At 71.9% G+C, this 26,771-nt stretch carries 22 protein-coding genes; 11 read left to right on the plus strand and 11 right to left on the minus strand.

The genetic code is table 11. The annotated features are described in order from the left end of the window. Window positions 1-150 precede the first annotated feature (150 nt). From ABZ930_RS02510 to ABZ930_RS02520, 3 genes are all read left to right on the plus strand, one after another. Window positions 151-2,919 carry a lysylphosphatidylglycerol synthase transmembrane domain-containing protein gene (locus ABZ930_RS02510; protein WP_361540142.1) on the plus strand — a complete coding sequence of 923 codons (2,769 nt, stop codon included), beginning with the start codon at window positions 151-153 and terminating at the stop codon, window positions 2,917-2,919. A 90-nt stretch (window positions 2,920-3,009) separates the two neighbouring features. Next, complete coding sequence (locus tag ABZ930_RS02515; protein WP_361540145.1) at window positions 3,010-4,557, plus strand: alpha/beta hydrolase; 1,548 nt, start codon at window positions 3,010-3,012, stop codon at window positions 4,555-4,557. A 195-nt stretch (window positions 4,558-4,752) separates the two neighbouring features. Beyond that, on the plus strand, window positions 4,753-6,327 hold the full coding sequence (locus ABZ930_RS02520; protein ID WP_361540148.1) for an alpha/beta hydrolase: 1,575 nt from the start codon (window positions 4,753-4,755) through the stop codon (window positions 6,325-6,327). Between the two features lie 100 nt (window positions 6,328-6,427). Here ABZ930_RS02520 and moeZ read toward each other — a convergent pair whose 3' ends face one another. The 7 genes from moeZ to ABZ930_RS02555 form a co-directional block, all read right to left on the minus strand. Further along, window positions 6,428-7,606, minus strand: a complete 1,179-nt coding sequence (gene moeZ / locus ABZ930_RS02525) for an adenylyltransferase/sulfurtransferase MoeZ (RefSeq protein ID WP_361540151.1) — start codon at window positions 7,604-7,606, stop codon at window positions 6,428-6,430. Window positions 7,607-7,678: 72 nt separating this feature from the next. Then, window positions 7,679-8,428 carry a spherulation-specific family 4 protein gene (locus tag ABZ930_RS02530; RefSeq protein ID WP_361540154.1) on the minus strand — a complete coding sequence of 250 codons (750 nt, stop codon included), beginning with the start codon at window positions 8,426-8,428 and terminating at the stop codon, window positions 7,679-7,681. Continuing rightward, window positions 8,416-9,384, minus strand: coding sequence for an NAD-dependent epimerase/dehydratase family protein (locus ABZ930_RS02535; protein WP_361540157.1), 969 nt, complete (start codon window positions 9,382-9,384; stop codon window positions 8,416-8,418). Before ABZ930_RS02535 ends, ABZ930_RS02530 begins: the two co-directional genes overlap by 13 nt. Window positions 9,385-9,736: 352 nt before the next feature. Further along, window positions 9,737-11,212 carry a hypothetical protein gene (locus tag ABZ930_RS02540; RefSeq protein ID WP_361540160.1) on the minus strand — a complete coding sequence of 492 codons (1,476 nt, stop codon included), beginning with the start codon at window positions 11,210-11,212 and terminating at the stop codon, window positions 9,737-9,739. Then, window positions 11,209-13,008: a DUF3492 domain-containing protein gene (locus tag ABZ930_RS02545; protein WP_361540163.1), complete on the minus strand. Its 1,800-nt coding sequence runs from the start codon at window positions 13,006-13,008 to the stop codon at window positions 11,209-11,211. Before ABZ930_RS02545 ends, ABZ930_RS02540 begins: the two co-directional genes overlap by 4 nt. Before the next feature lie 200 nt (window positions 13,009-13,208). Then, on the minus strand, window positions 13,209-14,555 hold the full coding sequence (locus ABZ930_RS02550) for a DUF3152 domain-containing protein (protein ID WP_361540385.1): 1,347 nt from the start codon (window positions 14,553-14,555) through the stop codon (window positions 13,209-13,211). A 59-nt stretch (window positions 14,556-14,614) separates the two neighbouring features. Continuing rightward, window positions 14,615-15,685, minus strand: a complete 1,071-nt coding sequence (locus tag ABZ930_RS02555; protein WP_361540166.1) for an alpha/beta hydrolase — start codon at window positions 15,683-15,685, stop codon at window positions 14,615-14,617. Between the two features lie 241 nt (window positions 15,686-15,926). Here ABZ930_RS02555 and ABZ930_RS02560 point away from each other — a divergent pair, with 241 nt between their 5' ends. The 4 genes from ABZ930_RS02560 (at window position 15,927) to ABZ930_RS02575 (ending at window position 17,848) form a co-directional block, all read left to right on the plus strand. Next, on the plus strand, window positions 15,927-16,145 hold the full coding sequence (locus ABZ930_RS02560; RefSeq protein ID WP_361540169.1) for a hypothetical protein: 219 nt from the start codon (window positions 15,927-15,929) through the stop codon (window positions 16,143-16,145). 225 nt (window positions 16,146-16,370) lie between these two features. Continuing rightward, window positions 16,371-17,012, plus strand: a complete 642-nt coding sequence (locus ABZ930_RS02565; protein WP_361540172.1) for a TetR/AcrR family transcriptional regulator — start codon at window positions 16,371-16,373, stop codon at window positions 17,010-17,012. Window positions 17,013-17,167: 155 nt separating this feature from the next. Continuing rightward, window positions 17,168-17,395, plus strand: coding sequence for a DUF3107 domain-containing protein (locus tag ABZ930_RS02570; protein ID WP_361540174.1), 228 nt, complete (start codon window positions 17,168-17,170; stop codon window positions 17,393-17,395). A 180-nt stretch (window positions 17,396-17,575) separates the two neighbouring features. Continuing rightward, on the plus strand, window positions 17,576-17,848 hold the full coding sequence (locus ABZ930_RS02575; RefSeq protein WP_361540177.1) for a hypothetical protein: 273 nt from the start codon (window positions 17,576-17,578) through the stop codon (window positions 17,846-17,848). Window positions 17,849-17,900: 52 nt separating this feature from the next. On the opposite strand, the gene ABZ930_RS02580 is transcribed toward ABZ930_RS02575, so the two are convergent. Next, window positions 17,901-18,671, minus strand: coding sequence for a ferritin-like fold-containing protein (locus ABZ930_RS02580; protein WP_361540180.1), 771 nt, complete (start codon window positions 18,669-18,671; stop codon window positions 17,901-17,903). Window positions 18,672-19,207: 536 nt separating this feature from the next. On the opposite strand from ABZ930_RS02580, the gene ABZ930_RS02585 reads away from it, so the two are divergent. The 3 genes from ABZ930_RS02585 to ABZ930_RS02595 all read left to right on the plus strand — a co-directional run bounded on the left by ABZ930_RS02585 (window position 19,208) and on the right by ABZ930_RS02595 (window position 22,864). Then, window positions 19,208-21,520, plus strand: coding sequence for a DEAD/DEAH box helicase (locus ABZ930_RS02585; RefSeq protein ID WP_361540183.1), 2,313 nt, complete (start codon window positions 19,208-19,210; stop codon window positions 21,518-21,520). Window positions 21,521-21,617: 97 nt separating this feature from the next. Then, window positions 21,618-22,508, plus strand: coding sequence for an alpha/beta hydrolase (locus tag ABZ930_RS02590; RefSeq protein WP_361540186.1), 891 nt, complete (start codon window positions 21,618-21,620; stop codon window positions 22,506-22,508). Window positions 22,509-22,711: 203 nt separating this feature from the next. Then, the gene (locus tag ABZ930_RS02595; protein ID WP_181512666.1) at window positions 22,712-22,864 is read left to right on the plus strand and encodes a hypothetical protein; all 153 of its coding nucleotides are present in this window, start codon (window positions 22,712-22,714) and stop codon (window positions 22,862-22,864) included. 75 nt (window positions 22,865-22,939) lie between these two features. Here the strand turns inward: ABZ930_RS02595 and ABZ930_RS02600 are convergent, their stop codons facing one another. From ABZ930_RS02600 to ABZ930_RS02610, 3 genes are all read right to left on the minus strand, one after another. Then, window positions 22,940-23,545, minus strand: coding sequence for a MarC family protein (locus tag ABZ930_RS02600; protein ID WP_361540191.1), 606 nt, complete (start codon window positions 23,543-23,545; stop codon window positions 22,940-22,942). 139 nt (window positions 23,546-23,684) lie between these two features. Beyond that, complete coding sequence (locus tag ABZ930_RS02605; protein ID WP_361540194.1) at window positions 23,685-24,548, minus strand: PHP domain-containing protein; 864 nt, start codon at window positions 24,546-24,548, stop codon at window positions 23,685-23,687. A gap of 124 nt (window positions 24,549-24,672) precedes the next feature. Beyond that, window positions 24,673-25,311 (minus strand): DUF6758 family protein, encoded by a 639-nt coding sequence (locus ABZ930_RS02610; protein ID WP_361540197.1) that lies wholly within the window; start codon window positions 25,309-25,311, stop codon window positions 24,673-24,675. A gap of 193 nt (window positions 25,312-25,504) precedes the next feature. On the opposite strand from ABZ930_RS02610, the gene ABZ930_RS02615 reads away from it, so the two are divergent. Next, window positions 25,505-26,761 (plus strand): MFS transporter, encoded by a 1,257-nt coding sequence (locus ABZ930_RS02615; RefSeq protein ID WP_361540200.1) that lies wholly within the window; start codon window positions 25,505-25,507, stop codon window positions 26,759-26,761. Window positions 26,762-26,771 lie beyond the last annotated feature (10 nt).

A 26,771-nucleotide genomic window follows, 5' to 3' on the forward strand; every position in this document is an offset into this window, starting at 1 on the left:
CGCACGGCACCGACAACACCGGCGGAACGTGGAGCGGTGCCCTGGACGGATGTACGAGAAGGCGCTTGCCGACGACTCAGCGCCCCACGGATGCACCCTGATGCCCCCCTACGGCCATGGGACATGCCACCATCGTGCGGGCGGTGACTGGTGATACGAGATCAAGAAGAGACGACGGAGCAGAACGTGCACCCCGACAAGGCGGAGGGCACTTCTGTGGCATCGGCGCGCCCTGAGGAAACGGCCGAGAAGGCCACCGAGACCAAGCACGAGCAGCCACTGCACGACCCGGACTGCGTCGACGCGGACGCGCACGCGGAGCGGGTCGACGGCGACGAACCGCTGCTCCCCGCGCGCGTGCACCGTCCGTCCGATCTCATGCGCCTGCTCGCCGGGCTGCTGGCGGTCGTGGTGCTGCTGGCCATCGCCGCGTTCGCGCACGCCACGACGACGGGCTTCGCCCAGGACATCAACAAGGGCACCGAGCAGGCCCCCGACCTGCTGACCAAGTTCGCCGGGTTCGCGTCGAGCATCGCCATCCTGCTGGTCCCGGTGGCGTTCGCCATCGAGCGGCTCATCAAACGTGACGGGCTGCGGATCGCCGACGGTGTGCTCGCCGCGGTCCTCGCCCACGGAGTGACGCTCGCGACGGATCTGTGGGTGGCCAAGGCCGCGCCCCAGTCCATCCAGGACGCGCTCACGAAGGTCTCCCCGAGCGACATCCACGCGCTCACCGACCCGGTGCACGGCTATCTGGCGCCCGTCATCGCCTACATGACAGCCGTCGGCATGTCCCGAAGACCACGATGGCGTGTCGTGCTGTGGGTGGTCCTGCTGCTCGACGCGTTCACGATGCTGGTCACCGGCTACACGACGCCGTTCTCGATCATCCTGACGATCCTCATCGGCTGGACCGTCGCCTACGGCACGCTGTACGCGGTCGGCTCCCCCAATGTGCGTCCCACCGGGCAGACACTCCTCGCGGGCCTGCGCCACGTCGGTTTCCACCCCGTCAGCGCCTCCCGCGAAGAGGCCCACGAAGGCACCACCGAGAACGGCGACCGGGGACGGCGCTACTTCGTCACCCTGGAGGACGGCCCCCCGCTCGACGTCACCGTGGTCGACCGGGAACAGCAGGCGCAGGGCTTCTTCTACCGCGTGTGGCGACGACTGACGCTGCGCGGCATCACCCAGCGCCGCAGCCTGCAGTCACTGCGCCAGGCACTGGAGCAGGAGGCACTGCTCGCCTACGCGGCGATCTCCGCGGGGGCGAACGCCCCGAAGCTGATCGCCACGTCCGAGCTGGGCCCCGACGCCGTGATGCTCGTCTACGAGCACATCGGCGGCCGCTCCCTCGACGCGATCCCGGACGAGGAGATCACCGACGATCTGCTGCGCGACACCTGGCACCAGGTGCAGTCGCTGCAGTCGCGGCGGATCGCGCACCGCAGGCTCGCGGGGGACGCGATTCTGGTGGATCGTTCCGGCACGGTGATCCTGACGGATCTGCGCGGCGGCGAGATCGCGGCCGGTGAACTGGTGCTGCGCATGGACATCGCGCAGCTGGTCACCACGCTCGGCCTGCGCGTGGGCGCCGAGCGGGCGGTCGCCTCCGCGGTGGGCGTTCTCGGCCCCGACCCGGTCGCCGACTGTCTGCCGCTGCTGCAGCCGATCGCCCTCACCCGCTCCACCCGGGCGACGCTGCGCAAGCTGGGCCGCGAGCGCGCCCAGCGTGAGCGCGAGGCCGTCCTGGAGGCGTCCGACCGGGCCAAGGAGGCCCGCCTGGAGACGTCCGCCGCCCAGACCGAGACCGACGCCAAGAAGTCCGTACGGGCCGAGAAGAAATCCGAGAAGGCCGAGAAGAAGTCCGAGAAGCGGGCCATAGACGAAGCCCTGGACGAGGCCCGCGAGGAGGATCTGCTCACCCAGATCCGCCACCAGGTGCTCCGCATCAGGCCGCAGGCCCCCGTCGAACCGGCCCGCCTGGAACGCATCAAGCCGCGCACGCTGATCAGCTTCATCGCCGGTGCGATCGGCGCGTACTTCCTGCTGTCGCAGCTCACGCACATCGACTTCGGTTCCCTCGTCGACGAGGCCGAGTGGGGCTGGGTCGGACTCGCGGTGGTCTTCTCCGCGCTCAGCTACGTGGCCGCGGCGATGAGCCTGCTGGGCTTCGTACCGGAGCGGGTGCCGTTCATGCGGACCGTCGCGGCGCAGGTCGCGGGGTCGTTCGTGAAGATCGTGGCTCCCGCGGCGGTCGGCGGCGTCGCGCTCAACACGCGCTTCCTCCAGCGGGCCGGAGTCCGTCCGGGCCTGGCGGTCGCCAGCGTCGGCGCCTCGCAGCTGTTCGGCATGTGCAGCCACATCCTGCTGCTGCTGACGTTCGGCTATCTGACGGGAACGGAGAAGACGCCCTCCCTGTCGCCTTCGCGGACCGTCATCGCCGGTCTGCTGACCGTCGCCGTGCTCGTCCTCGTGGTGACGTCGATCCCCTTCCTGCGGAAATTCGTCGTCACGCGCGTGAGGTCGCTGTTCGCCGGTGTCGTGCCGCGCATGCTCGACGTGCTCCAGCGGCCGCGCAAGCTGCTCACCGGCATCGGCGGCATGCTGCTGCTGACGGCCTGCTTCGTGATGTGCCTGGACGCCTCGATCCGCGCCTTCGGCGACGAGACCACGAGCCTGAGCCTGGCCAGCGTGGCGGTCGTCTTCCTGGCCGGCAACGCCCTCGGTTCGGCCGCGCCGACCCCGGGCGGCGTGGGCGCCGTCGAGGCGACGCTGACGGTCGGTCTGATCGCGATCGGTCTCCCGAAGGAGGTGGCCGCCCCCGCGGTGCTCCTGTACCGGCTGCTCACCCTGTGGCTGCCGGTCCTGCCCGGGTGGCTGTTCTTCAACCACCTGACCCGCAAGGGCGCTCTGTAGGTTCCCGGTTCCCGGCGCCGGGAACCGCCGACCTCACCCGCACAGCCCGCTGCAAGGGCGCCCCGCACCGGTCCGCCGCAGGATGGACGCATGCCCATTCCGTCCCGGCCCCGCGCCGCAGCCCTGGCCGTCACCGCCGCTCTGCTCTCCGCCTCACTGGCCGCGTGCAGCGGCGGCCCGCAGGACGACGCGGATCTGCCGTCCCAGAAGCTGAGCTGGAAGGACTGTCCGGCCCCCTCGGAGTCCGAGGGCGGCGGCACCTCCCCGTCCCCGCTGCCGGGTGGCACGGACTGGCAGTGCGCCACCATGAAGGCGCCGCTCGACTGGAACGACCCCAAGGGCGACACCATCGGCCTCGCGCTGATCCGCGCGAAGTCCAGCGGCGGCGAGGACCGGCGCATCGGCTCGCTGATCTTCAACTTCGGCGGCCCCGGCGGCTCGGGCGTCACCACCCTGCCGGCGTTCGGCTCCGACTACGAGAAGCTGCGCAAGCGCTACGACCTGGTCAGTTTCGACCCGCGCGGAGTGGGCCGCAGCGCGGGCGTCACGTGCGAGAGCGACGACCAGCTCGACACGTACTTCGAGCAGGACTCGACGCCCGACGACACGAAGGAACAGCAGAAGCTCGTCGACAACATCAAGAAGTTCAACGGTGCCTGCGACAAGAACTCCGGCAAGGTCCTCCCCTATGTCCGCACCACCGACGCGGCCCGCGACATGGACCTGATGCGCCAGGTCCTCGGCGACGACAAGCTGCACTACTTCGGCATCTCGTACGGCACCGAACTCGGCGGCGTGTACGCCCACCTGTTCCCCGAGAACGTGGGCCGTGCCGTGTTCGACGGCGTCGTCGACCCGACCCAGAACCCCGAGCAGAGCTCCCTCGGACAGGCCCGGGGCTTCCAGCTCGCGCTGGACAACTACGCGAAGGACTGCACGTCCAAGGCCGAGGACTGCCCGGTCGGCGACACCCCGCAGGACGTCAAGGACAAGATCGCCAAGCTGCTCGACGAACTCGAGGAGAAGCCGATCCCGGGGATCTTCCCCCGCGAGCTGACGCAGACCGCGGCGACCAACGGGATCGCGCAGTCCCTGTACTCACAGGACTTCTGGGAGTACCTCACCGAGGGCCTGCAACAGGCGTACGACGGCGACGGCAAGATCCTCATGGCGTTGTCCGACTCGATGAACGGACGCAACGAGGACGGCAAGTACAGCAACATGCAGGCCGCCAACGTGGCCATCAACTGCGGCGACTACAAGCCCCGTTACACGGCGAAGGACGTCGAGGCGAAGCTGCCCGAGTTCCGCGAGGCGTCACCGCTGTTCGGCGACTACCTGGCCTGGGGCATGCTCGGCTGCACCGACTGGGCCGTCGACGGCGCGGCCGACCATCCCGATGTGAGCGCGTCCGAATCGGCCCCGATCCTCGTCGTCGGCAACACCGGCGACCCGGCCACCCCGTACGAGGGCGCGAAGAAGATGGTCGACGCGCTCGGCGACGGCGTGGGTGTCGAGCTGACCTACAAGGGCCAGGGCCACGGGGCGTACGACAGCGGCAACTCCTGTGTGCACAGCGCGGTCAACGGCTATCTCCTCGACGGGAAGGTCCCGGACGAGGGAACGGTCTGTTCCTGATCGCGGGGTTGTCCACAGGCTGAATCGGGAGTTGTCCACAGGCTCGAGCGGCTGTGGGCGTGGCCTCCTACGATGGCCTGACTGTTCCTCGAACGGGGGCAGTTGACGGGGGAGGTGCCCATGGCGCCAGGGGATTCGCGTGCGTGCGCACGGACACGCGCAAGCGCACGTACACGCACCGGCGCAGGAACAGCGGTGCGGAGCGTCGGTCTGATCACGTCCGTCCTGCTGACGGCCGGACTGATCACCGCCTGCAGCGACTCGGGCAGAGACGGCGGCAGCGCACCGAAGCCGGTGTCGTCCTCACCGCGGACCGGCGCCTCCCGATCCGCCGACGCCACACCCCGCGCCGACGCGCTGCCCGCGGTGCCCGGCGCACTGACCGGTCAGCGGCTGCGCTGGGGGCGCTGCCGGGGGACGGCGAGCACGCCCGCCCCCGGCTCCGACTGGCAGTGCGCGACGCTCAAGGTCCCGCTCGACTACGCCCGGCCGGCGGGGCGGACGATCGGCCTCGCTCTCATCCGGGCCAGATCCCACGGCGCCGGCAAGGAGCCCATCGGCTCCCTGTTGTTCAACTTCGGCGGGCCGGGCGGCTCCGGAGTCGATCTGCTGCCGGCCTTCGCTCCCCAATACACGAAGCTGCGGGCGCGCTACGACCTGGTGAGCTTCGACCCGCGCGGTGCCGGGGCGAGCCGAGGAGTGCGCTGTCGCGGCGACAAGGAGATACAGGCCGCCGAGTCCATCGACCCCACCCCGGACACCGCCGCGGAGGAGTCGGCGTACTTCAAGGACGCCGCCGACTTCGGCAAGGGCTGCGCGCGGCAGGCCGGAGACCTGCTCCGTCACGTGTCGACCATCGAGGCGGCCCGCGACATGGACCTGATGCGCCAGGTCCTCGGCGACGACAAGCTGCACTACATGGGCGCCTCGTACGGCACCGAACTCGGCGGCGTGTACGCCCATCTGTTCCCCGGCAAGGTCGGCCGGCTCGCCCTGGACGCGGTCGTCGACCCGACGGTCGGCACGGTGGGCCACTCCGAGAACCAGACTCGCGGGTTCCAGCGGGCGCTGGACGGCTACTTCACGTCCCGGGGCAGCGACCCCGAAGCGGGCTCGCGCAAGATCGCGGCACTGCTCGACCAGCTGGACACGCATCCCCTGCCCACCACGAGCGGCCGCGAGCTGACCGAGTCGCTGGCGACCACCGGCGTCCTCGACGCCCTGTACAGCAGGACGAGTTGGCCCACGCTCACCCGGGGCCTGCGGGCGGCGGACCGGGGCGACGGCACGACGCTGCTCGCGCTGGCCGACTCCTACAACGACCGAGACTCCCAGGGGCATTACGGCACGCTGACCCACGCCCAGCGCGCGATCTCCTGCCTGGACGACAAGGACCGGCCGACGGCGGCACGGGCCAAGTCCCTGCTGGCGAAGTTCCGTGCGATCTCGCCGGTCTTCGGCGAGGCCATGGCCTGGGACACGGCGGGGTGGTGCCACGACTGGCCGGTGGCGGGGCTGTGGGACGACCCCGATGTGAGCGCGCCGGACGCGGCGCCGGTGCTCGTCGTCGGCAACACGGGCGACCCGGCCACGCCCTACGAGGGCGCCCGCCGGATGGCGGACGAGCTGGGCAAGGGGGTCGGTGTGGAGCTGACGTGGAAGGGCGAGGGGCACGGCGCGTACGGGTCCGGCAGTGCCTGCGTCGACACGGCGGTGAACGCGTATCTGCTGGAGGGGCGAATACCGCGCGACGGCACGGTGTGCTCCTGACGCGTGGCGTGCACGGCCCCGGCATGCCGGACGGGCCCCGCGCGTGGTGCGCGAGGCCCGTCCGGGGCGATCTGGTCCGAGCCGTGGCCCGGTGGGCCGGCTAGTAGACCGGCTTGTCCGGCTCGATCTGGTTGACCCAGCCGATGACGCCGCCGCCGACGTGCACGGCGTCCGAGAAGCCCGCGGACTTCAGGACGGCGAGGACTTCCGCACTGCGGACGCCCGTCTTGCAGTGCAAGACGATCTTCTTGTCCTGCGGCAGACCCTGGAGGGCGGTCCCCATGAGGAACTCGTTCTTCGGGATCAGCTTGGCGCCGGGGATGGAGACGATCTCGTACTCGTTCGGCTCGCGGACGTCGATGATCTCGATGTTCTCGTCGTCGTCGATCCACTCCTTGAGCTGCTTGGGAGTGATCGTCGAACCGGCCGCCGCCTCCTGGGCCTCCTCCGACACGACGCCGCAGAAGGCCTCGTAGTCGATGAGCTCGGTGACGGTCGGGTTCTCGCCGCAGACCGCGCAGTCGGGGTCCTTGCGGACCTTCACCTGGCGGTACTGCATCTCCAGGGCGTCGTAGATCATCAGACGGCCGACGAGCGGGTCGCCGACACCGGCCAGGACCTTGATCGCCTCGGTGACCTGGATGGAGCCGATGGACGCGCAGAGCACACCCAGGACACCGCCCTCGGCGCAGGAGGGGACCATGCCGGGGGGCGGGGGCTCCGGGTACAGGCAGCGGTAGCACGGCCCGTGCTCGGACCAGAAGACCGAGGCCTGGCCGTCGAAGCGGTAGATGGAACCCCACACGTAGGGCTTGTTGAGCAGCACGCACGCGTCGTTGACGAGGTAGCGCGTCGCGAAGTTGTCCGTGCCGTCGACGATCAGGTCGTACTGGCTGAAGATGTCCATCACGTTGTCGGCCTCGAGCCGCTCTTCGTGGAGGATCACGTTCACGTACGGGTTGATGCCGAGGACGGAGTCCTTCGCGGACGCGGCCTTCGAGCGGCCGATGTCGGCCTGGCTGTGGATGATCTGGCGCTGCAGGTTCGACTCGTCGACCTCGTCGAACTCCACGATGCCGAGCGTGCCGACGCCCGCCGCGGCGAGGTACATCAGCGCCGGCGATCCGAGGCCGCCGGCGCCCACACAGAGCACCTTCGCGTTCTTCAACCGCTTCTGCCCGTCCATCCCGACGTCCGGGATGATCAGGTGGCGGGAGTACCGGCGGACCTCGTCGACGGTGAGCTCAGCAGCTGGCTCGACCAGGGGTGGCAGCGACACGGAGACCTCATTAATGCAGCTGGTCGGTATCTACGTACGGATGTTCCGTCTGTAACACTGCCACGCCCGACTTCATTCCGAGACACCTGGTCCGATCCGCGAGACGATCTCGTCCCAGTACCCGGGCATCGCCTCCCAGGGGTCGATCAGGCCTCCGCGGTCCGTCCGGTCGGTGAAGTAGATGGTGCCCGCACCCTGCCAGCGGGCGATGCGCAGGGCCTCCTCCAGGTGCCCGCGCGGCATGCCGTGGACGAAGTGGCAGAACTTCTCGGGCGGGTACTCCGCGGTCCACTCCGCGACCTGGGACCACCGGTAGTCGCTCCAGGGCCCGGTGAAGGTCACCAACTGCTCGGCGGATTCCGCGTATCCGGGATACGGGTGGGTGCCGTGCCCGAGCACGATGTACGCGTCGTCGACGAGCGCGCGCAGGGTCGTCACCGTGCGCCGGATCTCGGGCAGGGCGACCCGCTCGGTGGGGCACCGGTCGAGGAGGAACCCGTCGACCTGGTACCAGTCGAGGAAGCGGTGGGCGTCGGAGACGATCTCGCCGAAGGAGCGGGCGCCGTAGGTGGCGTCCACGTGACCAAGGACACGCACCCCGGCGTTGCGGAGCCGGCCCGCCGCCGCCAGGCAGTGCGGGTCGGGTCGGGCGCCCGGCCCGCGCGCGACATTCAGGACGACCCAGTGCAAGGGGGTCGCGGGGCGGGTGAGTTCGGCCCATTCGGCCGGGGCGACGAGGGGGTGGGCGAAGCCCGGGATCCCGAAGCCAAGGCGTACGTCGGTGCTCGACTGGCCGGTCGCGGTGGGGGTCAGATACGGCATGCCGCCTCCATCCAGATGTCGGCGAGGGACTCTTCGAGGTTGATCCGGGGACGCCAGCCGAGCCGGTCGCGGGCGGTGCGGACGTCGGCCTGCTGCCAGCTTCCGCAGCCGTCCGGGTACGGGTACGCGGCCGGCGGGCTGTGCATCCCGTGGTCGGATTCGGTGCGGGGGTGGCCGACGGATGTACGGACTCCCACCGGCGGCCCGTCCAGTTCGTGGAGGGCTCCGCCGAAGCCGGCGACCCGGGCCAGCACGGCGGCGGCGTCGCGCAGCCGCACGGCGCGGCCGGAGCCGATGTTGATGACGCCCTGCGCTGCGGAGAGCGAGGCGGCGTGCACGGCGCGCGCCACGTCGCGCACGTCGATGAAGTCGCGCTGTGCGCCGAGGCCGCCGAGCTTCAGTTCGCCGTCGCCCGCCTGCATGGCGCGGCGCATCGCCTCGGCGAGCCGGCCGAGCGGGGAGCCCGCCGGGGTGCCCGGTCCCGCGGGTGAGAAGACACGCAGGACGACGGCGTCGAGGCCGGAGCCGAGGACCAGTTCGGTGGCGGCCAGCTTGCTGACGCCGTACGGGCCGCCGGGCCGGGGCACCGCGTCCTCGGCGGTGGACGAGCCGGGCTGCGAGGGCCCGTACTCGGCGCCGCAGCCGATCTGCACCAGGCGGGCGCCGCAGCCGCTGCGGCGCAGGGCCTCGCAGACGGTGGCGACGGCGACCGTGTTGTGCCGGGTGAGGTCGCGGGCACCGCCGCGGGTGGCGCCCGCGCAGTTGATGACCACTCCGGGGTGCACGGCGTCCAGGAAGCGGGTGAGTGCGCCCGGGCTGCCGGTGGCGAGGTCGAAGCGGACGTCGGCGTCGTCGCCCCGGCCGAGCGCGGTGAGTTGCACGGCGGGGTCGGCGAGCAGGCGGTCGGCGACGAAGCGGCCGATGTACCCGTTGGCTCCGATCAGCAGGACCCTCATCGGACGCCTCCCAGGATTCGCGCCGAGAGCACCGGAAGCGTCGGGTGCGCCGAGTGCGCTCCGTGCGCCGAGCGCTCCGTGCCGGCCGTGCACGCCGTCCGCGGGGCGCGTCCGACGCGCGTCGCGCGCTGCCCGTGGGTGCCGCGCTGCCCATGAGGTCCGGAGTATCCGGCGTATCCGGTGCCTCCGGGAGGAGGGGTGGTCATCTGGCGTTCTCCTTACGGATGTTGCTGAGAGTCGACGAAAGGGCCCGCGGTGTCGGCCCCGCGGGAGAAAGGTGGGTCTTATGCCGCGTGCGGAGCGCGCGGGGGCAGGGCGCGTCCGGCTGCGGCACGGGTGGTGCGTGTGGTGGTCATGGGGCGCTCGCCCGGCTGTCGGTGCTCGCGTGGGCGGAGGCGCGGGTGAGGGTCCGTGTGGCATGGACCAGCAGCGCGAGGGCGGCGACGGCACAGACGGTGCCGGGCACCACACCCGCCCCGGCCGCGTCGACGGCGCTCTCGACGGGTGCCCCGAGGGCGGCACAGCCCGGCAGTCGCGCGGCGAAGACGGTGGCGACGGCGATGACCTCGGCACCCGCGGCCACGCCCAGCACCACGGTCGGCGCGTGGGTGCGGCCGTGCGCGGAGAGCAGCCGGGCGAGCAGCAGCAGGACGCCCAGGGCGCACGCTCCGGCGTAGTCCGTGCCCTGGTCGCTACGGCCGCCCTGGTCGATCAGGACCCCGGCCGCACCCACGAGCGCGGCGAGGACGACGGTGAACAACAGCACGCAGCCGAGGAGCAGAGGTCTGACGGAGGAGGTGAATTCGGCGAGGCCGCGGCTGGCGGCGAGGCGGCGGCGGGCTCCGGTGGCGAAGAGCCGGGCGCACCAGGTCGCGGGTGCCACGGCGACGGCGAGCGCGAGGAGCGGTGCGGTGGCGGGTGCCCAGGCCTCGTCGGGTCCCCCGGCCAGCGCGGCGGTCAGGAGTCCGTCGCCGAAGACCGCGTAGAGCAGGAGCGCCCAGACCCACAGCCGGGTCGCGGGCGCGGGCGGGCGGACGCCGGTGCGCAAGGGACCGTGGCGCAGGCTCGTGCGCAGGGCGACGGCGACAGCGAGGGCGCCGGTGAGCGCGACGGCCAGATGCATGGTGCCCGTGGTGACGTTCAGGGCGAGCACGGCGAGGGCGCAGACGGCGCCCGGCAGCAGGGCGAGCCCGGCCCACGCGCCGCGTACCCCGGTGGTGGGGTCGGGGGTGGCGGCGGCCGGTGCGCCCGGTTCGCCGTCCCTCGGCATCCGCGCGTGCATCTCCTCGGCGAGGGAGAACACGTCCTTGTGCCGGTAGCGGGCTGCGGTCCGGTCGGTCAGTCCGTGCGCCTCCAGGCCGGCCGCGATCTCCAGCGGGTCCACGGCGCGCTCGCACAGGTCGCGATGGCGATGCATCAGGACCTTGACGGGGTCCACTCCGGAACGGCGCTGTGCCGTGCGGGAGTTCGCAGGCCGGGACGCGGCCCCCGTGGTGCTTTCGGGGCGCGGTGCGCGCGGCGCGGCGCCCGGCCCGTCGTCGGCCCGGCCGGTCCGTGCGGCGCCGTGGGCCTGCCGGGACCGCTCCGCGTCGGCCTCCTTCCGCCACGCCCCGGACTCGTGCAGCAGCTCCGCGTCGAGGGCGTCCAGCGGATCGAGGGCAGCGGCGGCCTCGGGGCCGGCCGGTTCGGCCGCGGTCAGCGCCAGCGCCTCTTCCGAGCTGGTCCCCCAGGCCCCGGCCCCCACCGGCACCCTGGGCACATCCGCGCCGACCCCACTGCCACCGCCGCGGCCACCCAGGCCGCCGTCCAGGCTGTCGCTGCCGCTCATGCGTCTCCCTCCCCGCCGCCTCGCGTCACTCCGGCCAACTCCTCGCGCCCGCCGCCACTGCCACCGGGGGCGGTCGCCCAACTTGGCGTGCCCGTACCGGAGGAGCGCCCGGCGAGCCAGGTGCCGCCGATGCCGCCGGCGGCCGGCGCCGTCCACCGTCCCGGCACATGGGCCTCGGGCGGATGAGAGAACGGCCGGGGTTCACCGGCGTCGTCCACGGCTTCCCGGCGTACCGGGCAGTGCGAGACGATCTCCAGGTAAATGCCGCGAAATGCCGTGACGTTCTGCTCGACGGTGAACAGTTCGACGGCTCGCGCCCGGGCGGCCGCGCCGAGTCGCTCGCGGCGGTCGGAGTCCCGCAGCAGGGCCACACAGGCCTCGGCGAGGGCCCGCGGGTTGCGCGGCGGCACCACGAGACCGGTGCCACCGATCACCTCGACGACGGCGCCCACATCGGTCGACACCGTCGCGCGTCCGCAGAACATGGCCTCGACCAGGCTGATCGGGAAGCCTTCGACGACGCTGGACAGGACGACGACGCTGCCGGAGCCGTAGACCTCGGCGAGGCCGGGCGCCTCCGGGGCGCCGAGCTCCTCGAAGGAGACGGGGTTCTCCCCCATGGCGTGCAGGCCCGTCGCCTCGTCGGGGAAGAGCTGCGCGGCCAGCGCCTTGCAGTGTCCGAGGTACGCCTCGGCCTCGTGGTCGTCGCCGGAGCCGGATCCGGAGCCGGTCGGCATCGCCCCCACGATGCGCAGGCGTGCTCCCGGCTCCTCCTTGCGGACCTCGGCGAAGGCGTGCAGGAGGGAGATGAGGTCCTTGGAGGGGTCGATCCGGCCGACCCAGACGAGGGTGTCCGGCTCGCCGGGCTCCTCGCGCTCGCCGACCTCGGCGAACCGGGACGCCTCCATGCCGGGGTGGACGGTGCGCAGTTTGGCGCGGTCGGCGCCGCACCGTTCCTGCCAGCGCCGGGCGTGGGCGTTGCCGGGGGTGATGACGGCGGCCTGCCGGTAGACCTCGGCGGCGAGCAGGCCGTGGAAGGCGGCGAGGAGCGCGCGCACCGGCGCACTCAACTCGGCGTCGCCCGCCGCGATGTAGCGGGCCCGCAACTGCACCCCGTACTCGGTGACGAGCAGCGGCACGCCGTGGAAGCGCTTGGCGATCAGCCCGGGCAGGGCCGCCGCCCCGCCCGACGTGGCGTGACAGAGGTCGACGGCGCCGAGCCCGCCGGCGCCCGATCCGCCGGACGCGTCGTCGTACCAGTCCAGGGAGAGCGGTCGCAGCGCGCAATCGACCTCGCCCGCGAAGGCGAGCAGGTCGGGCACCCGGGCTCCCCGGGCGGCGCGCCGGGCGCCCGGCGCGCGGCAGGCGCGCTCCAGGATGCGCACGGCGGTCTCGGAGCGCAGCGCGGACCCGAGTCCGCCCTCGTCCCTGGCGAGTTCGGCCAGCCCGTACAGCGCGCTGGCGAAACGGTCCGCCTCGCCGGGCGCACCGACCACGGCCTCGGCCAGCTCCGCGTACAGAGTGGCGAACCGGCGCCGGGCGCGCCGCCCGAGTGCGCCGCCGCACATCCCGTCGGCGCCCGGTCCCGACACCTCCGTCCACAGCGGCGCGGTCCGCACCAGGCCGATCTGCGGGGGCAGTTCGAGCCAGCCCGCGTCCTCCTGCGCCTGGCTGCGGCTGAGCGCGTAGATGTCGAACTCGTGCTGCTCGAGCCCGCGCACGAGCCGGTCGCACCAGAGTCTGGCCTCACCGCTCACATACGGATAGCCACCCTCTGTCAGCAGTCCGATGCGCACGAGTACACCCCCGATCTCCCGTATGGGGAGCCGCCGTTGGGTCGGCGGCTCGCAGCGGGACGAACGTATGCGGACATGCCGGTGGCGCGATGGACGGTTGTCCATCGCGCCACCAAAAGGGGTGAACGGGCGTAACTTTCGCGTGCGCGTGACGTTCTGTCGCGCTAGGAGATCATCCGGCTACGGAACGCCACGAAGCGTCAAGCGTTGGGGTAGACCCAGGGGTTGGGCTTGCAGGTGATCCCGTCGAAGCTCAGGAACTTGGTCTGCTGCTGCATCACGGGCGCCAGCGCGCCGTCCTGCGAGCAGGTGACGTGGTTGTAGCCGAGCCGGTGCCCGACCTCGTGGTTGATGAGCATCTGCCGGTAGGGGTGGATGGCGCCGCCGTGCAGCACGTCGTCGTACGTCTTCGAGCCCTGCGCCCACCGATAGGCGTTGATCATCACGCGTTCGGTGGCGGCCGAGTCGCACGACACGTTGTCCTCGGTGGTGTCGAGTCCCGACTTCGCGCACCAGTCCGCGGTGGTCCCCGGACTGGCGAGCGTGATCACGAAGTCCGGCTTGCCGGAGGAGATCCGCTCGAAGGTGCGGGCGCTGTTGTGGGCCCAGCTCCGCTTGTCGTTGAGGGTCTTCTGCACGGCCTGCGCGAACAGCCGGCCGTCGAGCCCGAGCCCCTTCTCCACGTCGACGCGGTAGCGGAACTTCTGCCCGCGGCCCGGCGCCTTGTCGAAGCCGCCGACCGCGTCGAACTTCCCCGACGCCTTGAGGTCCGCCTTGAGGGGGTACTTCTTCGCCATTTTCTCGTCGTACGTCGCCGGGGCGGCCTGCGCGGTCCTCGACGGCGTGGCCCGGTCGTCCGAGCGGGACGCCGAGTCGTCGTGGACCCGCGAGCCGTCCGCCGACTTCGCGGAGAGGTCACCGGACGATCCGCCGTGCCCGTCGGCGACCTGGCCCGCGACGACGACGGCGAGCACGGTGGTGACGGCCGCGGCGGCGATCCCGGTGAAGGTGAGCCCCTTGCCGCGCTTCTCCCGCCCGCCCTCGGCCTCGGTCGCGGCGCCGTCGTCCGGGCCCGCGCCCGCCCCCGAGGCGTCCGTCCCGGGGGCCTCGTCGGCGTCGGTGTCCCAGTCGGTGACGCCGGCGTACGGGTCCCGGCGCGAGGGGGCGTCGAACGCGTCGACGTACTCCTGACGGGGCCAGCCCGATCGCGGACGCGGCACGGTCGGCGTCCCGGCCGCCGGTGTGGCGCCCGCCCGCGACTGCGCCCCGGGCCCGCTGCGCAGCTCGGCCCGGGTATCGGTCCGCGCCCCGCCACGCGTATCGGTGCGTGTCCCGTCCCGCGTCCCGGCGGCGGATCCGGGAGCGCCCCAGCCGCCGCCCGGCTCCCGCTGCTCGGGGTGGCCGCCCCGCGCGGACGGGCCGCCCGGTCGCGCGGGTGTACGGGGAGCGGCCTGACCGGCGCTCTCCGGTGCGGCGGCCCTGCGGCGGCGCCCGGAGCCCGGGCCCGCCTGCGACGGGCCGTTCGGCTCGGGTGGTACTACAGGTATGTCGGCGGTGTCGCCGTTGTCTGCCGGCCCTCGGCGGCTGTGCCGTCCCACTCGCCGCCTCAGCTCCCCAACTTCGATCGGTGCGTCGTACTGTCCGGCGCGTCGTGCGCCTCGCGTGCCTCGTCCGGCACTGACCCGCTCTGCTCCCCCGCCCCGCGCGCCTCGTTCAACGCCTCGGTGTCCGCGAGCAGTTCCCGGAACGCCGTCGCGACGGCCTCCGGGTACTCCATCATCGCGACGTGCCCCGCGTCGGGGAGCGTGAGGAGGCGCGACTCCCGGAAGGTGCGCGCCGCGCGCGCCGCCATCCGGTACGAGACGAGCTGGTCCCGTCCACCGTAGACGAGCAGGGTCGGCGCGAGCACACGGCCCGCCTGTCGCCACAGACCGTGCTGGCCGCCGAGCGTGTACGCGTTCACGATCCCGCGCGCGGAGCGGGCCATCGCGTCCCAGAAGTACGGGAGTCTCAGCCGCCGTTCCATCTCCTCGACGGCTGCCCGCAGGCCCTCCTCCGTGACCCGGTTCGGGTCTCCGTAGCAGAGGGCCATGACGCCGCTCACGCGCTGCTCGGCCGTCCACTCCTTGGTGAGCCGGGTGAAGAGCGCGGCGACTCCGGGCACGGCGAGCAGTCCGGTCGGCAGGGCGGTGCGCTGGACCCGGATCTCCGGAAGGGCGGGCGACACCAGTGTCAGCGTGCGGACGAGATCGGGGCGCACGGCGGCGACCCGGGTGGCGACGGCGCCGCCCAGCGAGTTCCCGAAGAGGTGCACGGGGCCGCGCCGCGCGGCGTCGAGATGACGGATGACCGCGCGCGCGTGCCCGGTCACCGAGTAGTTGCCGTCGTCCGGCGGCGGCGAGTCGCCGAAGCCGGGCAGGTCGACGGCCTCCCCGTCGACGACGTCCTCGAGGTGCGGCATCAATGCCGACCAGTTCTGCGAGGAACCGCCGAGGCCATGGACGTAGAGCGCGGGCGGCAGGCCCTTCCGCGTCCCCGGGCGCGACCGGACCGTCAGTGTGAGCCCCGGCAGCCCGACCGCCCGGAGTCTCTCCCCCTCAGCGACCCGAACGGCACCCGGCTTGGGTGCCACGGCAGCGACGGCGGGAGGCACACGCGGCGAATCGGTCGAAGGCATGCGGCATATGTTACGAGGTGATCACACTGAGGATCGTGTGTTCGCCGTCACAGATCGCGCACAGCTCTCCCCAAAGCCTCTCCGTCCCCCGCCGGGAATTCCGGGCCCGGGGTGGGCAGAAAGGGGGCATGCGACAGGCAGGAGCAGCGGCGGGAGATCGCATAGCGCCCCGATCGGGTGTCTCCTACGCTCGATACAGGGCACCCGCCCACGCACCGACAAGTGAGGAAGGGAGCCACCGATGACGGTCGATCCGAGCGATCCCGGGACATTCCAGGACAGCCGCCCTCTGGAGATCGGCGTGGAGGAGCCGGAGGCCGACGCGGCCGAGCAGTCGGCCGAGCTGACTCCGGAGCAGGACGACATGCCGGTCGATCCGGCCGACCCGGACAGCGCCGACGAGGCGGACCGGGCGGAGCAGGCGCGGGTGGTCGCCCTCGACGAGGACGACTATCGGTGACGTCACCGGCACCGATGGTGCCGGGCGCACACCCGTAGCGTCCGCCGCATCTCCCGCCCCACCCATCGGTATGCGCCACTTTGCGCCCACAGGGCCGCTACGAGCGGCTTTCACAGACGTCCGGTCCGTGAAATTCTGCGCTCGCACCGCGCACATCCTGGTTACCCAAAAGTACGATGACGGCGCGGCGCACACCGCAGTACACGGACGATTTTGGGAGGCGGCGTGACAGCCATCGAGCAGACGGAGGCAGCGCGCCCCAAGGGCACACGCCTGCCGCGCCGTGCCCGACGCAATCAACTTCTGGGCGCGGCACAGGAAGTATTCGTCGCGCAGGGGTACCACGCGGCCGCGATGGACGACATCGCCGAGCGCGCCGGCGTCAGCAAGCCGGTCCTCTACCAGCACTTCCCGGGCAAGCTGGAGCTCTATCTCGCCCTGCTCGACCAGCACTGCGAGTCGCTGCTGCAGTCGGTGCGCACGGCGCTCGCGTCGACGTCGGACAACAAGCAGCGCGTGCAGGCGACCATGGACGCCTATTTCGCGTACGTCCAGGACGAGGGCGGCGCGTTCCGTCTCGTCTTCGAGTCGGACCTGACGAACGAGCCGGCGGTGCGCGAGCGCGTCGACCGGGTCAGCCTGCAGTGCGCCGAGGCGATCTCGGACGTCATCGCCGAGGACACCGGACTGTCCAAGGACGAGTCGATGCTGCTCGCCGTGGGGCTCGGCGGCGTCTCTCAGGTGGTGGCGCGCTACTGGCTGTCCAGCGAGAGCCCGGTGCCGCGCGACAAGGCGGTGCAGCTGCTCTCCTCGCTGGCCTGGCGCGGCATCGCGGGGTTCCCGCTGCACGGCGTGGAGCACTCCTGAAACGACGGGTCACCCGCCGTCCCGTTTTGTTCCCGGTCCGCTGTTCGCTCTTGGCGTGCGGCCGGGACGCCGGGAGCGTCGGCCGGGCGGGCTAATCTGTGCTGCGTACGGCGCGGTAGACCGCGCGCATCACGGATCGTCGGAGGGACAAGGCCGTGGAGGTCAAGATCGGCGTGCTGCACACGCCCCGCGAGATCGTTCTGGAGAGCGGCCAGTCCGCCGAGGAGGTCGAGAGCGCGGTGTCCGCGGCGCTGTCCGGCAAGGCGCAGCTGCTTTCCCTGACGGACGAGAAGGGCCGCAAGGTCCTGGTCCCGGCCGACCGTCTGGCCTATGTGGAGCTGGGCGAGCCCGCAGTGCGGAAGGTGGGCTTCGGCCCGCTGTAGAGCAGGGATGAACGTGGGAGGGGCCCGGCAGCGTCACGCTGCCGGGCCCCTCCCGCGTTCGCGGCCGGTTCACAGCGCGAGCACAGCCGGAGCACACAAGGAGGATTGCGTTCCGGGTCCCAGGGGTAGACCGGCTAGGACCGATTTGCACCTACTGGCCGCGCGGGAGGGACCCTCACCATGCTTCTCGAAGCCCTTGGCTCCGCACTGCTCGGTCTGGCCCTCGCCTGGGCCGCGAGCAGCCGTCTGCCGCACCGCCTGCCGTCGCGCACGCTGGTGCTGGCGACGGGCATCGTCGGCGCCCTGTTCGGGGCGTTCGTCACCCATACGTCGCTGGGGTCCGGCCATGTGCTGGCCACGCTCGGCGGCTCGATCGTGATGGCGGTGGCCCTGCTGTCGCTGCTGCTGCGCCCCACCCGGAGCAGAGGGCACCAGCTCACGCCGTCCGCGTGAGCGCGGGCCGCCCGGGCGGCAGGGTCCGCCGGGCGGTACAGCCGACGAACTCCTAGGCGGCGAGTCCGAGGGCCGCCATCCGCTTGGTGTGCGCCTCGGTGATCCGCGAGAACATCCGGCCGACCTCGGCCAGGTCGAAGCCGTCGGCGACACCGCCGACGAGCATGGTCGACAGGGCGTCGCGGTCGGCGACCACCCGCTGGGACTGCGACAGGGCCTCGCCCATCAGCCGCCGCGCCCACAGCGCGAGCCGGCCGCCGACGCGCGGCTCGGCCTCGATGGCGGCCCGCACCTTCTCGACGGCGAACGACGCGTGTCCGGTGTCGTCGAGCACGGCGAGCACCAGCTCACGGGTGTCCGAGTCGAGCCGGGCCGCGACCTCACGGTAGAAGTCGGAGGCGATCGAGTCGCCCACGTACGCCTTGACCAGGCCCTCCAGCCAGTCCGACGGCGCGGTCTGCTTGTGGAAGCCGTCGAGCGCGCCGACGAACGGGTCCATGGCCTCGGTCGGCTCGGCGCCGACCGCCGCGAGCCGGTCGCGCAACTGCTCGAAGTGGTGGAACTCGGCGGAGGCCATCTTCGCGAGCTCGGCCTTGTCGGCGAGCGTCGGCGCCAGCTTGGCGTCCTCGGCCAGCCGCTCGAACGCCGCCAGCTCGCCGTAGGCCAGCGCGCCGAGCAGGTCGACGACGGCGGCGCGGTAGTTCTCGTCCGCGGACGCGGTGGCCCAGTCCTGGGCCGCGATCCCGGTCGGAGCGTCGGTCGCTGCGTCGGTCGCTGCGTCGGTCGCTTCAGTGGCGGGCGTGGCGTTGTCAGGCGTCTCCATGAAGCGCACAATAGCCCGCTCGCCGTCGCGGGTAAGTCCCTGGTCAAAGAGTGTGACGACGACTACGTGACCAAATCGGCCATCGCACATGCGCGTTTCCGGGGTATGGTGGTAAAGAGCCCGCCGAGTGCAAGGCGCTTTGCCCCCACATCGCAATGGCGTTTGCACGTACATGCGACGGGCCGCACGAATGAGGATGCCCGGTCGGTGGCCCGATCGGCTCCGACCCGACAGCCCTCCGGGTCGTACGTCACGAGACGTACGGATCGAGGAGGGGCCCCTCAGCGGCACGAGCGCTCGAGCGTCGGCAGTGGTCCCGCGCCACCCGGTCCACCGCAGCAGCGGATCAGGACCGGCGTACCAAAGGCACGGCACTGGCACGGTCAAGACCCCCGCGTTCGCCTCGCACCGCACCTCACAGAAGAGGCAACACCCTGACTACGCAGACTTCGACATTCCGTCAGCTCGGCATTCTCCCCGAGACGGCAGAGGCCCTTGAGGCAGTCGGCATCATCAATCCCTTCCCCATCCAGGAGATGACCCTCCCCGTCGCCCTCTCCGGCACGGACGTCATCGGCCAGGCCAAGACCGGCACGGGCAAGACCCTCGGTTTCGGTCTGCCGCTCCTGGAGCGCGTCACCGTCCCCGCGGACGTCGAGGCGGGCCGGGCCACGCCCGAGCAGCTCACCGACACCCCGCAGGCCCTCGTCGTCGTCCCGACGCGCGAGCTGTGCCAGCAGGTGACCAATGACCTCCTCACCGCCGGCAAGGTGCGCAATGTCCGCGTCCTCGCCATATATGGCGGTCGCGCCTACGAGCCCCAGGTCGAGGCCCTCAAGAAGGGCGTCGACGTGATCGTCGGCACCCCGGGCCGGCTGCTCGACCTCGCCGGCCAGAAGAAGCTGAACCTGTCGCACGTGAAGGCGCTCGTCCTCGACGAGGCCGACGAGATGCTCGACCTGGGCTTCCTGCCCGACGTCGAGAAGATCATCAACATGCTGCCGGCGAAGCGTCAGACGATGCTGTTCTCGGCGACCATGCCGGGTGCGGTCATCGGCCTGGCCCGCCGTTACATGTCGCAGCCCACGCACATCCGCGCCACGTCGCCGGACGACGAGGGCGCGACCGTGCGCAACATCGCGCAGCACGTGTACCGCGCGCACAACATGGACAAGCCCGAGATGGTCGCGCGCATCCTGCAGGCCGACGGCCGCGGGCTCGCGATGATCTTCTGCCGCACGAAGCGGACGGCTGCCGACATCGCCGACCAGCTCAAGCGGCGCGGCTTCGCCTCCGGCGCGGTCCACGGCGACCTGGGCCAGGGCGCCCGCGAGCAGGCGCTGCGCGCGTTCCGCAACGGCAAGGTGGACGTGCTGGTCTGCACCGACGTCGCCGCCCGCGGCATCGACGTCGAGGGCGTGACGCACGTCATCAACTACCAGTCGCCCGAGGAGGAGAAGACCTACCTCCACCGCATCGGCCGCACCGGCCGCGCGGGCAAGAAGGGCATCGCGATCACGCTGGTCGACTGGGACGACATCCCGCGCTGGCAGCTGATCAACAAGGCCCTCGAGCTGAACTTCAACGACCCGGTCGAGACGTACTCGTCCTCCCCGCACCTGTACGAGGAGCTGAGCATCCCGGCCGGCACCAAGGGTGTGCTGCCGCGTTCGGAGCGGACCCGCGCCGGGCTCGACGCCGAGCAGATCGAGGACCTGGGCGAGACCGGTGGCCGTGGCGGTTCGCCGCGCGGCGGCCGGGGTGGCCGTCCGTCGCAGGACCGCGACCGTCGCGACCGGGACCAGGGCCGCGAGCAGGACCGTGAGCGGTCCGCCCGTACGCCGCGCCGCCGCCGTCGCACCCGCAACGGCGAGCCGGTCTCCGCGGAGGCCGCGGCCGCGAGCACGGCAGCTCCGGTCAGCCCGGTCGCCGAGGACTCCTCCGCGCCGGCCGAGCCGCGCACCCCGCGCCGTCGCCGCCGCACCCGCGGCGCTGCCGTCGCCCCGGTCGTTCCGGCCGCCGCCGAGGCCGTTGTCGAGACCGCCGAGGCGGTCGTCGAGGCCGTCGCCCCGGTGACCGAGACCGAGGCTCCTGCCAAGCCGCGTCGCCGTACGCGCAAGAAGGCGGAAGCCGCTGTCGACACGGTGGAGCCCGTCGAGGCCGCCGAGCCCGTCGCGAAGCCCGCGCGTACGCGGACGCGGAAGCAGGCGGAAGCGGTCGTCGACACGGTGGAGGCCACCGTCGAGACCGCCGAGGCCAAGCCCGCGCGGACCCGTACCCGCAAGAAGGCCGTCGCGGCTCCGGTCGAGGCTCCCGTCGAGGCCGAGGCCCCGGCGGAGACCAAGCCGCGCCGCACGCGGAAGAAGGCCGTGGCCGCCGTCGACACCGCGGAGGCCGTCGAGGCCAAGCCCGCCACCCGCACCCGCAAGAAGGCCGCCGCGACTCCGGTCGAGGCCCCCGTCGAGGCCGAGGCCCCGGCAGAGGCCAAGCCGCGCCGCACCCGCAAGAAGGCCGTAGCCGCCGTCGACACGGCCGTAGCCGCCGTCGACACGGCCGAGGCCGTCGAGGCCAAGCCCGCCACCCGCACCCGCAAGAAGGCCGCCGCGACTCCGGTCGAGGCCCCCGTCGAGGCCGAGGCCCCGGCGGAGACCAAGCCGCGCCGGACCCGCAAGAAGGCCGTGGCCGCCGTCGACACCGCGGAGGCCGCGGAGGCCGTCGAGGCCAAGCCCGCCACCCGCACCCGCAAGAAGGCCGCCGCGGCCCCCGTCGAGGCCGAGGCCCCGGCGGAGGCCAAGCCGCGCCGCACCCGCAAGAAGGCCGTAGCCGCCGTCGAGGCCCCCGAGGCCTGAGCAGCACTTCGGTAGCCGAAGGCCCGGGTTCCGCAGCATGCGGAGCCCGGGCCTTCGCCCTGTCGCCCCGGTGCGGTGCACGACGTAATCTCACGGCATGAGCAGGCCCTCGACCTTCACCCCACCGTCCGGCACCCGCGCGCACCGACTGGCCACCGAGAGGGGCGAGTTCGCCGCACTCGTCGGGGAGCCGGAGTCGGGGTCCGTACGCGGCACCGTGCTGCTCCTTCCCGGGTTCACCGGCAGCAAGGAGGACTTCATCGCGCTGCACGGCCCGCTGGGCGCGGCCGGCTACCGTACCGTGGCCGTCGACGGACGCGGACAGTACGAGACACCCGGCCCGGCGGACGACGAAGCCCCTTACGCACAGGCCGAGTTGGCCCAGGACGTGCTCGCCCAGGTCGCGGCGCTCGACACCCCGCGGGTGCATCTGCTCGGGCACTCGCTCGGCGGGCTCGTCGCGCGGGCCGCGGTCATCGCGAACCCGGCGCCGTTCGCGTCCCTGACCCTGATGGCGTCGGGGCCCGCCGCCGTCACCGAGCCGCAGCAGCAGCGCGTGAAGCTGCTCCAGGGGGCGCTGGCCACCCTGGACATGGCGGAGGTCTGGGAGGCGATCCAAGCCCTCGACGCCGCCGACGACGTGGCCGATGTGCGCGGCGCCGACGCCCGGGACGATCTGCGGCACCGCTGGATGCTGAACAGCCCGGCGCAGCTCATCGCCACCGGACACCAGTTGTGCACCGAGCCGGACCGGGTCGCGGAGCTGGCCGCGCTCGCGCCCCCGGTGCACGTGCTGTCGGGCGAGCACGACGACACCTGGCCCGTGCCGCTGCTCGACGACATGGCGCGCCGCCTCGGCGCCGAGCGATCCGTGATCACGGGGGCGGAGCACTCCCCCAACACCGACCGCCCGCGGGAGACGGCCGCGGCCCTGGCGGCCTTCTGGGACCGTCACTCTCCGTGCGCACACCACCGCGCTACTAGCTAGTAATTAGTTTCTCGAAAAATTTCTTTAGCGTAGGGAATGTTTGCAGGGGGCAACCCGTTGTACCCATACAGAACGCGGGGCTCCCTAGCCACGCAATCCACTCTTAACGGGCAGGCAACCGCCTGGCCGTACGGCAGGACGAGACTGATGTCCTGCACCAGCAGTTCTCCTTCAGGAGGATGACCAGACGAAGGGAGAAGCCCTTGCGCTTCGAAATCATGCGACTCGACGACGTCGACGGCACCGCCGTGGACACCACCGTCGTGGACGCCGCCTCCGTCAACCGGATCGTTCAGCAGGCGGCGGCCATCGGGCAGCGCCTCTACATCCGCCCGGCCGAGTCGTCCGCCTCGTAACAGCGCGGCGACTTACACACTTCGAAGCCCCCGTACGCACGGTGCGTACGGGGGCTTCGCATGTGCGGGCCCCGGTCAGCCGGCCCGGATCACCTGGGTGACGCCGTTGATGATCTGCTGCACGGCGATCGCGGAGAGCATCATGCCCGCGAGCCGGGTCACCAGGACCACACCGCCGTCCTTGATGACACGGATGATCACCAGCGAGTACCGCATGACCAGCCACAGCACGACGTGGATGGCGATGATCGCCGTCCAGACGGAGGCCTGCGTCGCGAACGAGTCCGCCTTCTGCACGGCGAGGATCACGGACACGATCGCGCCGGGCCCGGCGAGCAGCGGCATGCCGAGCGGGACGAGGGCGACGTTCACGTCCTTCGTCTGCTTCGGCTCGTCCGTCTTGCCGGTGAGCAGATCGAGCGCGATCAGCAGCAGGAGCAGCCCGCCCGCGATCATCAGGGCGGGCACGGAGACATGCAGGTAGTCGAGGATCCGCTGCCCCAGGACGCCGAAGACGGCGATCACGCCGAAGGCGACGCAGACGGCCTGGAAGGCCATGCGCTTCTGGACCTTGGCGGGGCGGCCCGCGGTGAGGGCGAGGAAGATCGGAGTGATTCCGGGGGGATCCATAATCACAAAAAGCGTGAGAAAAAGGGATCCGAAGACGGCGGCGTCGAACACAGGAGGGCTTGCCTTGCGGTGCGAGGGGTGAGCGGGCGTGCGGGCGCGCCCGCTCGGTGCGGGCGCGCGACGTGGTGCGGGGCGAGGAGGGAAGAAGGCGGTGCGGGGGCACCGTACGGGACGTGCCCGTGCGCTTCCGTCAGGCGCGGCGTCCGCCGGCGCCCGGCACCGGGAAGGCGCCGGTGGCCCGGCGGGTGATCTCCCCGTAGATCTCCGGGTCGGTGGTGTACTCGCCGAGCACACAGGTCTTGCGGCTGCCGTGGTAGTCCGAGGAGCCGGTGGTCAGCAGCCCCACGTCGGCGGCGAGGCCGCGCAGGTGGTCCCGCGTGGCCGGGTCGTGGTCCATGTGGTCGACCTCGATGCCGTCGAGCCCGGCCTCGGCCAGCTTCGCGATCGAGGCCTCGGGGACGGTGCGGCCGCGCTTGACGGCGGCCGGGTGCGCGAAGACGGTGACCCCGCCGGCTGCCTTGACCAGGCGGATCGCCTCGAAGGGGTCGGTCTCGTGCTTCGGCACGTAGGCGCGGGCGCCGTCGGCCAGCCAGTTCTCGGTGAAGGCGTCGGAGACGGTGGGCACGACGCCGAGCTCGACGAGCGCGGAGGCGATGTGCGGCCGGCCCACCGAGCCGTCCCCGGCGATCCGGGCGACCTGCTCCCAGGTGACGGGGACGCCGAGGTCGTTCAGCTTGGCGATCATGCCCTTGGCGCGCGGGACGCGGTCGTCGCGGACCAGCTCGCGCTCGGCGAGCAGCGCGGCGTCCTCCGGGTCGAACAGGTACGCCAGCATGTGCATGCTCACGCCGTCGAGGCGGCAGGAGAGCTCGGCGCCCGTGACGAGCGTGAGCCCCTCGGGGAGTGCGGCGATCGCCTCGGCGTGCCCGCGCGTGGTGTCGTGATCGGTGAGGGCCACGACGTCCAGACCGGCCGCGGCGGCGCCCCGCACCAGCTCGGCCGGGGTGTCCGTGCCGTCGGACGCGGTGGAGTGGGTGTGCAGGTCGATGCGCACGGCTGCGTACTCCAGGCTCGGACGGGGACGGAAGGGGCCGCTCCAGGATAACGGGGTTCGAGAGCACTCCCGTCACGGCCGATCCGGGCCACGGCCCCTTACCCGCGCGGGTAGGCCCGCCGGGTCACTGGAGAACGCGCGGCGACAGCGCCCCGCACGGCAGCAGCTCCACCTCGGCGCCCGCGTCGCGCAGATCGGTCAGGACCAGCTCGTCGTACATCAGCAGGCCGGACTCCGCGGGCCAGACGATGGCCCACAGCCACAGCCCGCACGCCTCGCCCGCGAAGACCGCGCGGTCGTCGGGGCCGCCGCGCACGTGCCACAGCGGGGTGGGCCGGCCGGCGGCGACCACCTTGGCGTGCGGCGGCCCGAGGACGTCCATGTGCGGGCCGGGGTCGGGGCCTTCGATGCCCGCGTAGCGCGCGCCGAGCCCGACGCCCAGTTCCTCGGCGACGAGCACCAGCTCGCCCATGCCGCCGAGCGGCGCGGGTCCGGAGCAGGCGACGGCGGTGGCGCGGCCGCCGTGGCGGTCGTCCCCCGCGTTGGCCACGCCCGTGAACAGCCAGCCGACGGGCAGCGGCCACGGCATCCAGACGGGTACCTTCGCGCGGCGCACCACGACGCTGAGGGCCTCGACGCTGGGCGGGATCACGGGCTGCAGCGGGTGCACGGTGCCGTGCACATCGCACTGCCAGGAGTCGGCAAAGAGTCCGGGAGCCCTGACCCGGCCACCACACTTCGGGCAACTGGGTTCGCCCCTCATACGGCCCACGGTCCTCCCCGTCCCGCGCCGCGTCAAGGACGATCACCCGTCCGGAGCGTGCCGGTTCGGTGCGCCTCACCTGCACAAATAGATGTAGCTTGCATTAATTAGCGACGCTAACTTATTATGTGTATACGTCAACCATCTGGTCGGGCGTCCGCACGGGACGCGGGACGAAGGAAGGGAAACGGGCATGAGCCACAGCAGTACAGGAGGTCCCGCCGAAGGGGACCCGTTCGACGCAGGTGCGGGCAGCATCCTGCGTCAACCGAAGGCGGTCTGGGCGACCGCCGGGGCATCCGTCGTCGCCTTCATGGGCATCGGGCTCGTCGACCCGATCCTGCCGTCGATCGCACAGGGCCTGAAGGCCACGCAGAGCCAGGTCTCCCTGCTCTTCACCTCGTACTTCCTGATCACCGCCGTCGCGATGCTGCTCACCGGCTTCGTCTCCAGCCGGATCGGCGGCAAGAAGACCCTCCTCGTCGGGCTCGCGCTCGTCGTGATCTTCGCGGGCCTCTCCGGCACCTCGGACACCGTCGGCCAGCTGGTCGGCTTCCGGGCCGGCTGGGGTCTGGGCAACGCGCTCTTCGTGTCGACCGCGCTCGCCGTCATCGTCGGCGCGGCGGCCGGCGGCTCGGCCGCGGCGATCCTGCTCTACGAGTCCGCGCTCGGTCTCGGCATGGCGTGCGGGCCGCTGGTGGGCGCCCTGCTCGGCAACGCCAGCTGGCGCTACCCGTTCTTCGGCACGGCGGCCCTGATGGCCATCGGGTTCATCTGCATCACGCTGTTCCTGAAGGAGCAGCCGAAGCCCGCGCGCAGGACGTCGGTCCTCGACCCACTCAAGGCGCTCGGGCACGGCGGGCTCGCCTCCGCCGCCGTCTCGGCCTTCTTCTACAACTACACGTTCTTCACGGTGCTGGCCTTCACCCCGTTCGTGCTGAACATGACCCCGTACAAGTCGGGCGGCGTCTTCTTCGCCTGGGGGGTGCTGCTCGCGCTGTTCTCGGTGCTCGTCGCGCCGCGCATGCAGGCCCGGTTCGGCTCGCTCAAGGTGGTCGGCGGTTCGCTGGTGCTGCTCGCCGTGGACGTGCTCGTGCTCGGATACGGCAACCACACGACGGCCATCGTCTGCACGATCCTGTCCGGCGCCTTCATCGGCGTGAACAACACGGTGTACACGGAGCTGGCGCTCGGCGTCTCGGAGGCGCCGCGGCCGGTGGCGAGCGCCGGTTACAACTTCGTCCGGTGGTTCGCCGCCGCGGCCGCGCCGTACCTGGCGCCGAAGATCGAGGAGTGGACCGACATCCACATCCCGTTCGTGGTCGCCGCGGTCACCGCGCTCCTCGGCGCCGTCGTGGTCTGGGTGCGCAGGAACGCGCTCACGCACGAGGCGGAGGAGCTGGAGCCGCGGCACGCCACCGAGGACGGCGTCACCGTCTTCGCGAACTGAAGCCCCGTAC

Origin of the sequence: Streptomyces sp. NPDC046716, assembly GCF_040645755.1 — a bacterium.
In the GTDB taxonomy this organism is placed as follows: domain Bacteria; phylum Actinomycetota; class Actinomycetes; order Streptomycetales; family Streptomycetaceae; genus Streptomyces.

Bases quoted from the DNA above. Each gene is read 5' to 3' on its own strand.
- ABZ930_RS02515 (WP_361540145.1), top strand. From the start codon at position 3,010: ATGCCCATTCCGTCCCGGCCCCGCGCCGCAGCCCTGGCCGTCACCGCC.
- ABZ930_RS02530 (WP_361540154.1), bottom strand. From the start codon at position 8,428: ATGCCGTATCTGACCCCCACCGCGACCGGCCAGTCGAGCACCGACGTA.
- ABZ930_RS02535 (WP_361540157.1), bottom strand. From the start codon at position 9,384: ATGAGGGTCCTGCTGATCGGAGCCAACGGGTACATCGGCCGCTTCGTC.
- ABZ930_RS02540 (WP_361540160.1), bottom strand. From the start codon at position 11,212: ATGAGCGGCAGCGACAGCCTGGACGGCGGCCTGGGTGGCCGCGGCGGT.
- ABZ930_RS02555 (WP_361540166.1), bottom strand. From the start codon at position 15,685: ATGCCTTCGACCGATTCGCCGCGTGTGCCTCCCGCCGTCGCTGCCGTG.
- ABZ930_RS02560 (WP_361540169.1), top strand. From the start codon at position 15,927: ATGACGGTCGATCCGAGCGATCCCGGGACATTCCAGGACAGCCGCCCT.
- ABZ930_RS02575 (WP_361540177.1), top strand. From the start codon at position 17,576: ATGCTTCTCGAAGCCCTTGGCTCCGCACTGCTCGGTCTGGCCCTCGCC.
- ABZ930_RS02580 (WP_361540180.1), bottom strand. From the start codon at position 18,671: ATGGAGACGCCTGACAACGCCACGCCCGCCACTGAAGCGACCGACGCA.
- ABZ930_RS02585 (WP_361540183.1), top strand. From the start codon at position 19,208: ATGACCCTCCCCGTCGCCCTCTCCGGCACGGACGTCATCGGCCAGGCC.
- ABZ930_RS02590 (WP_361540186.1), top strand. From the start codon at position 21,618: ATGAGCAGGCCCTCGACCTTCACCCCACCGTCCGGCACCCGCGCGCAC.
- ABZ930_RS02610 (WP_361540197.1), bottom strand. From the start codon at position 25,311: ATGAGGGGCGAACCCAGTTGCCCGAAGTGTGGTGGCCGGGTCAGGGCT.
- ABZ930_RS02615 (WP_361540200.1), top strand. From the start codon at position 25,505: ATGAGCCACAGCAGTACAGGAGGTCCCGCCGAAGGGGACCCGTTCGAC.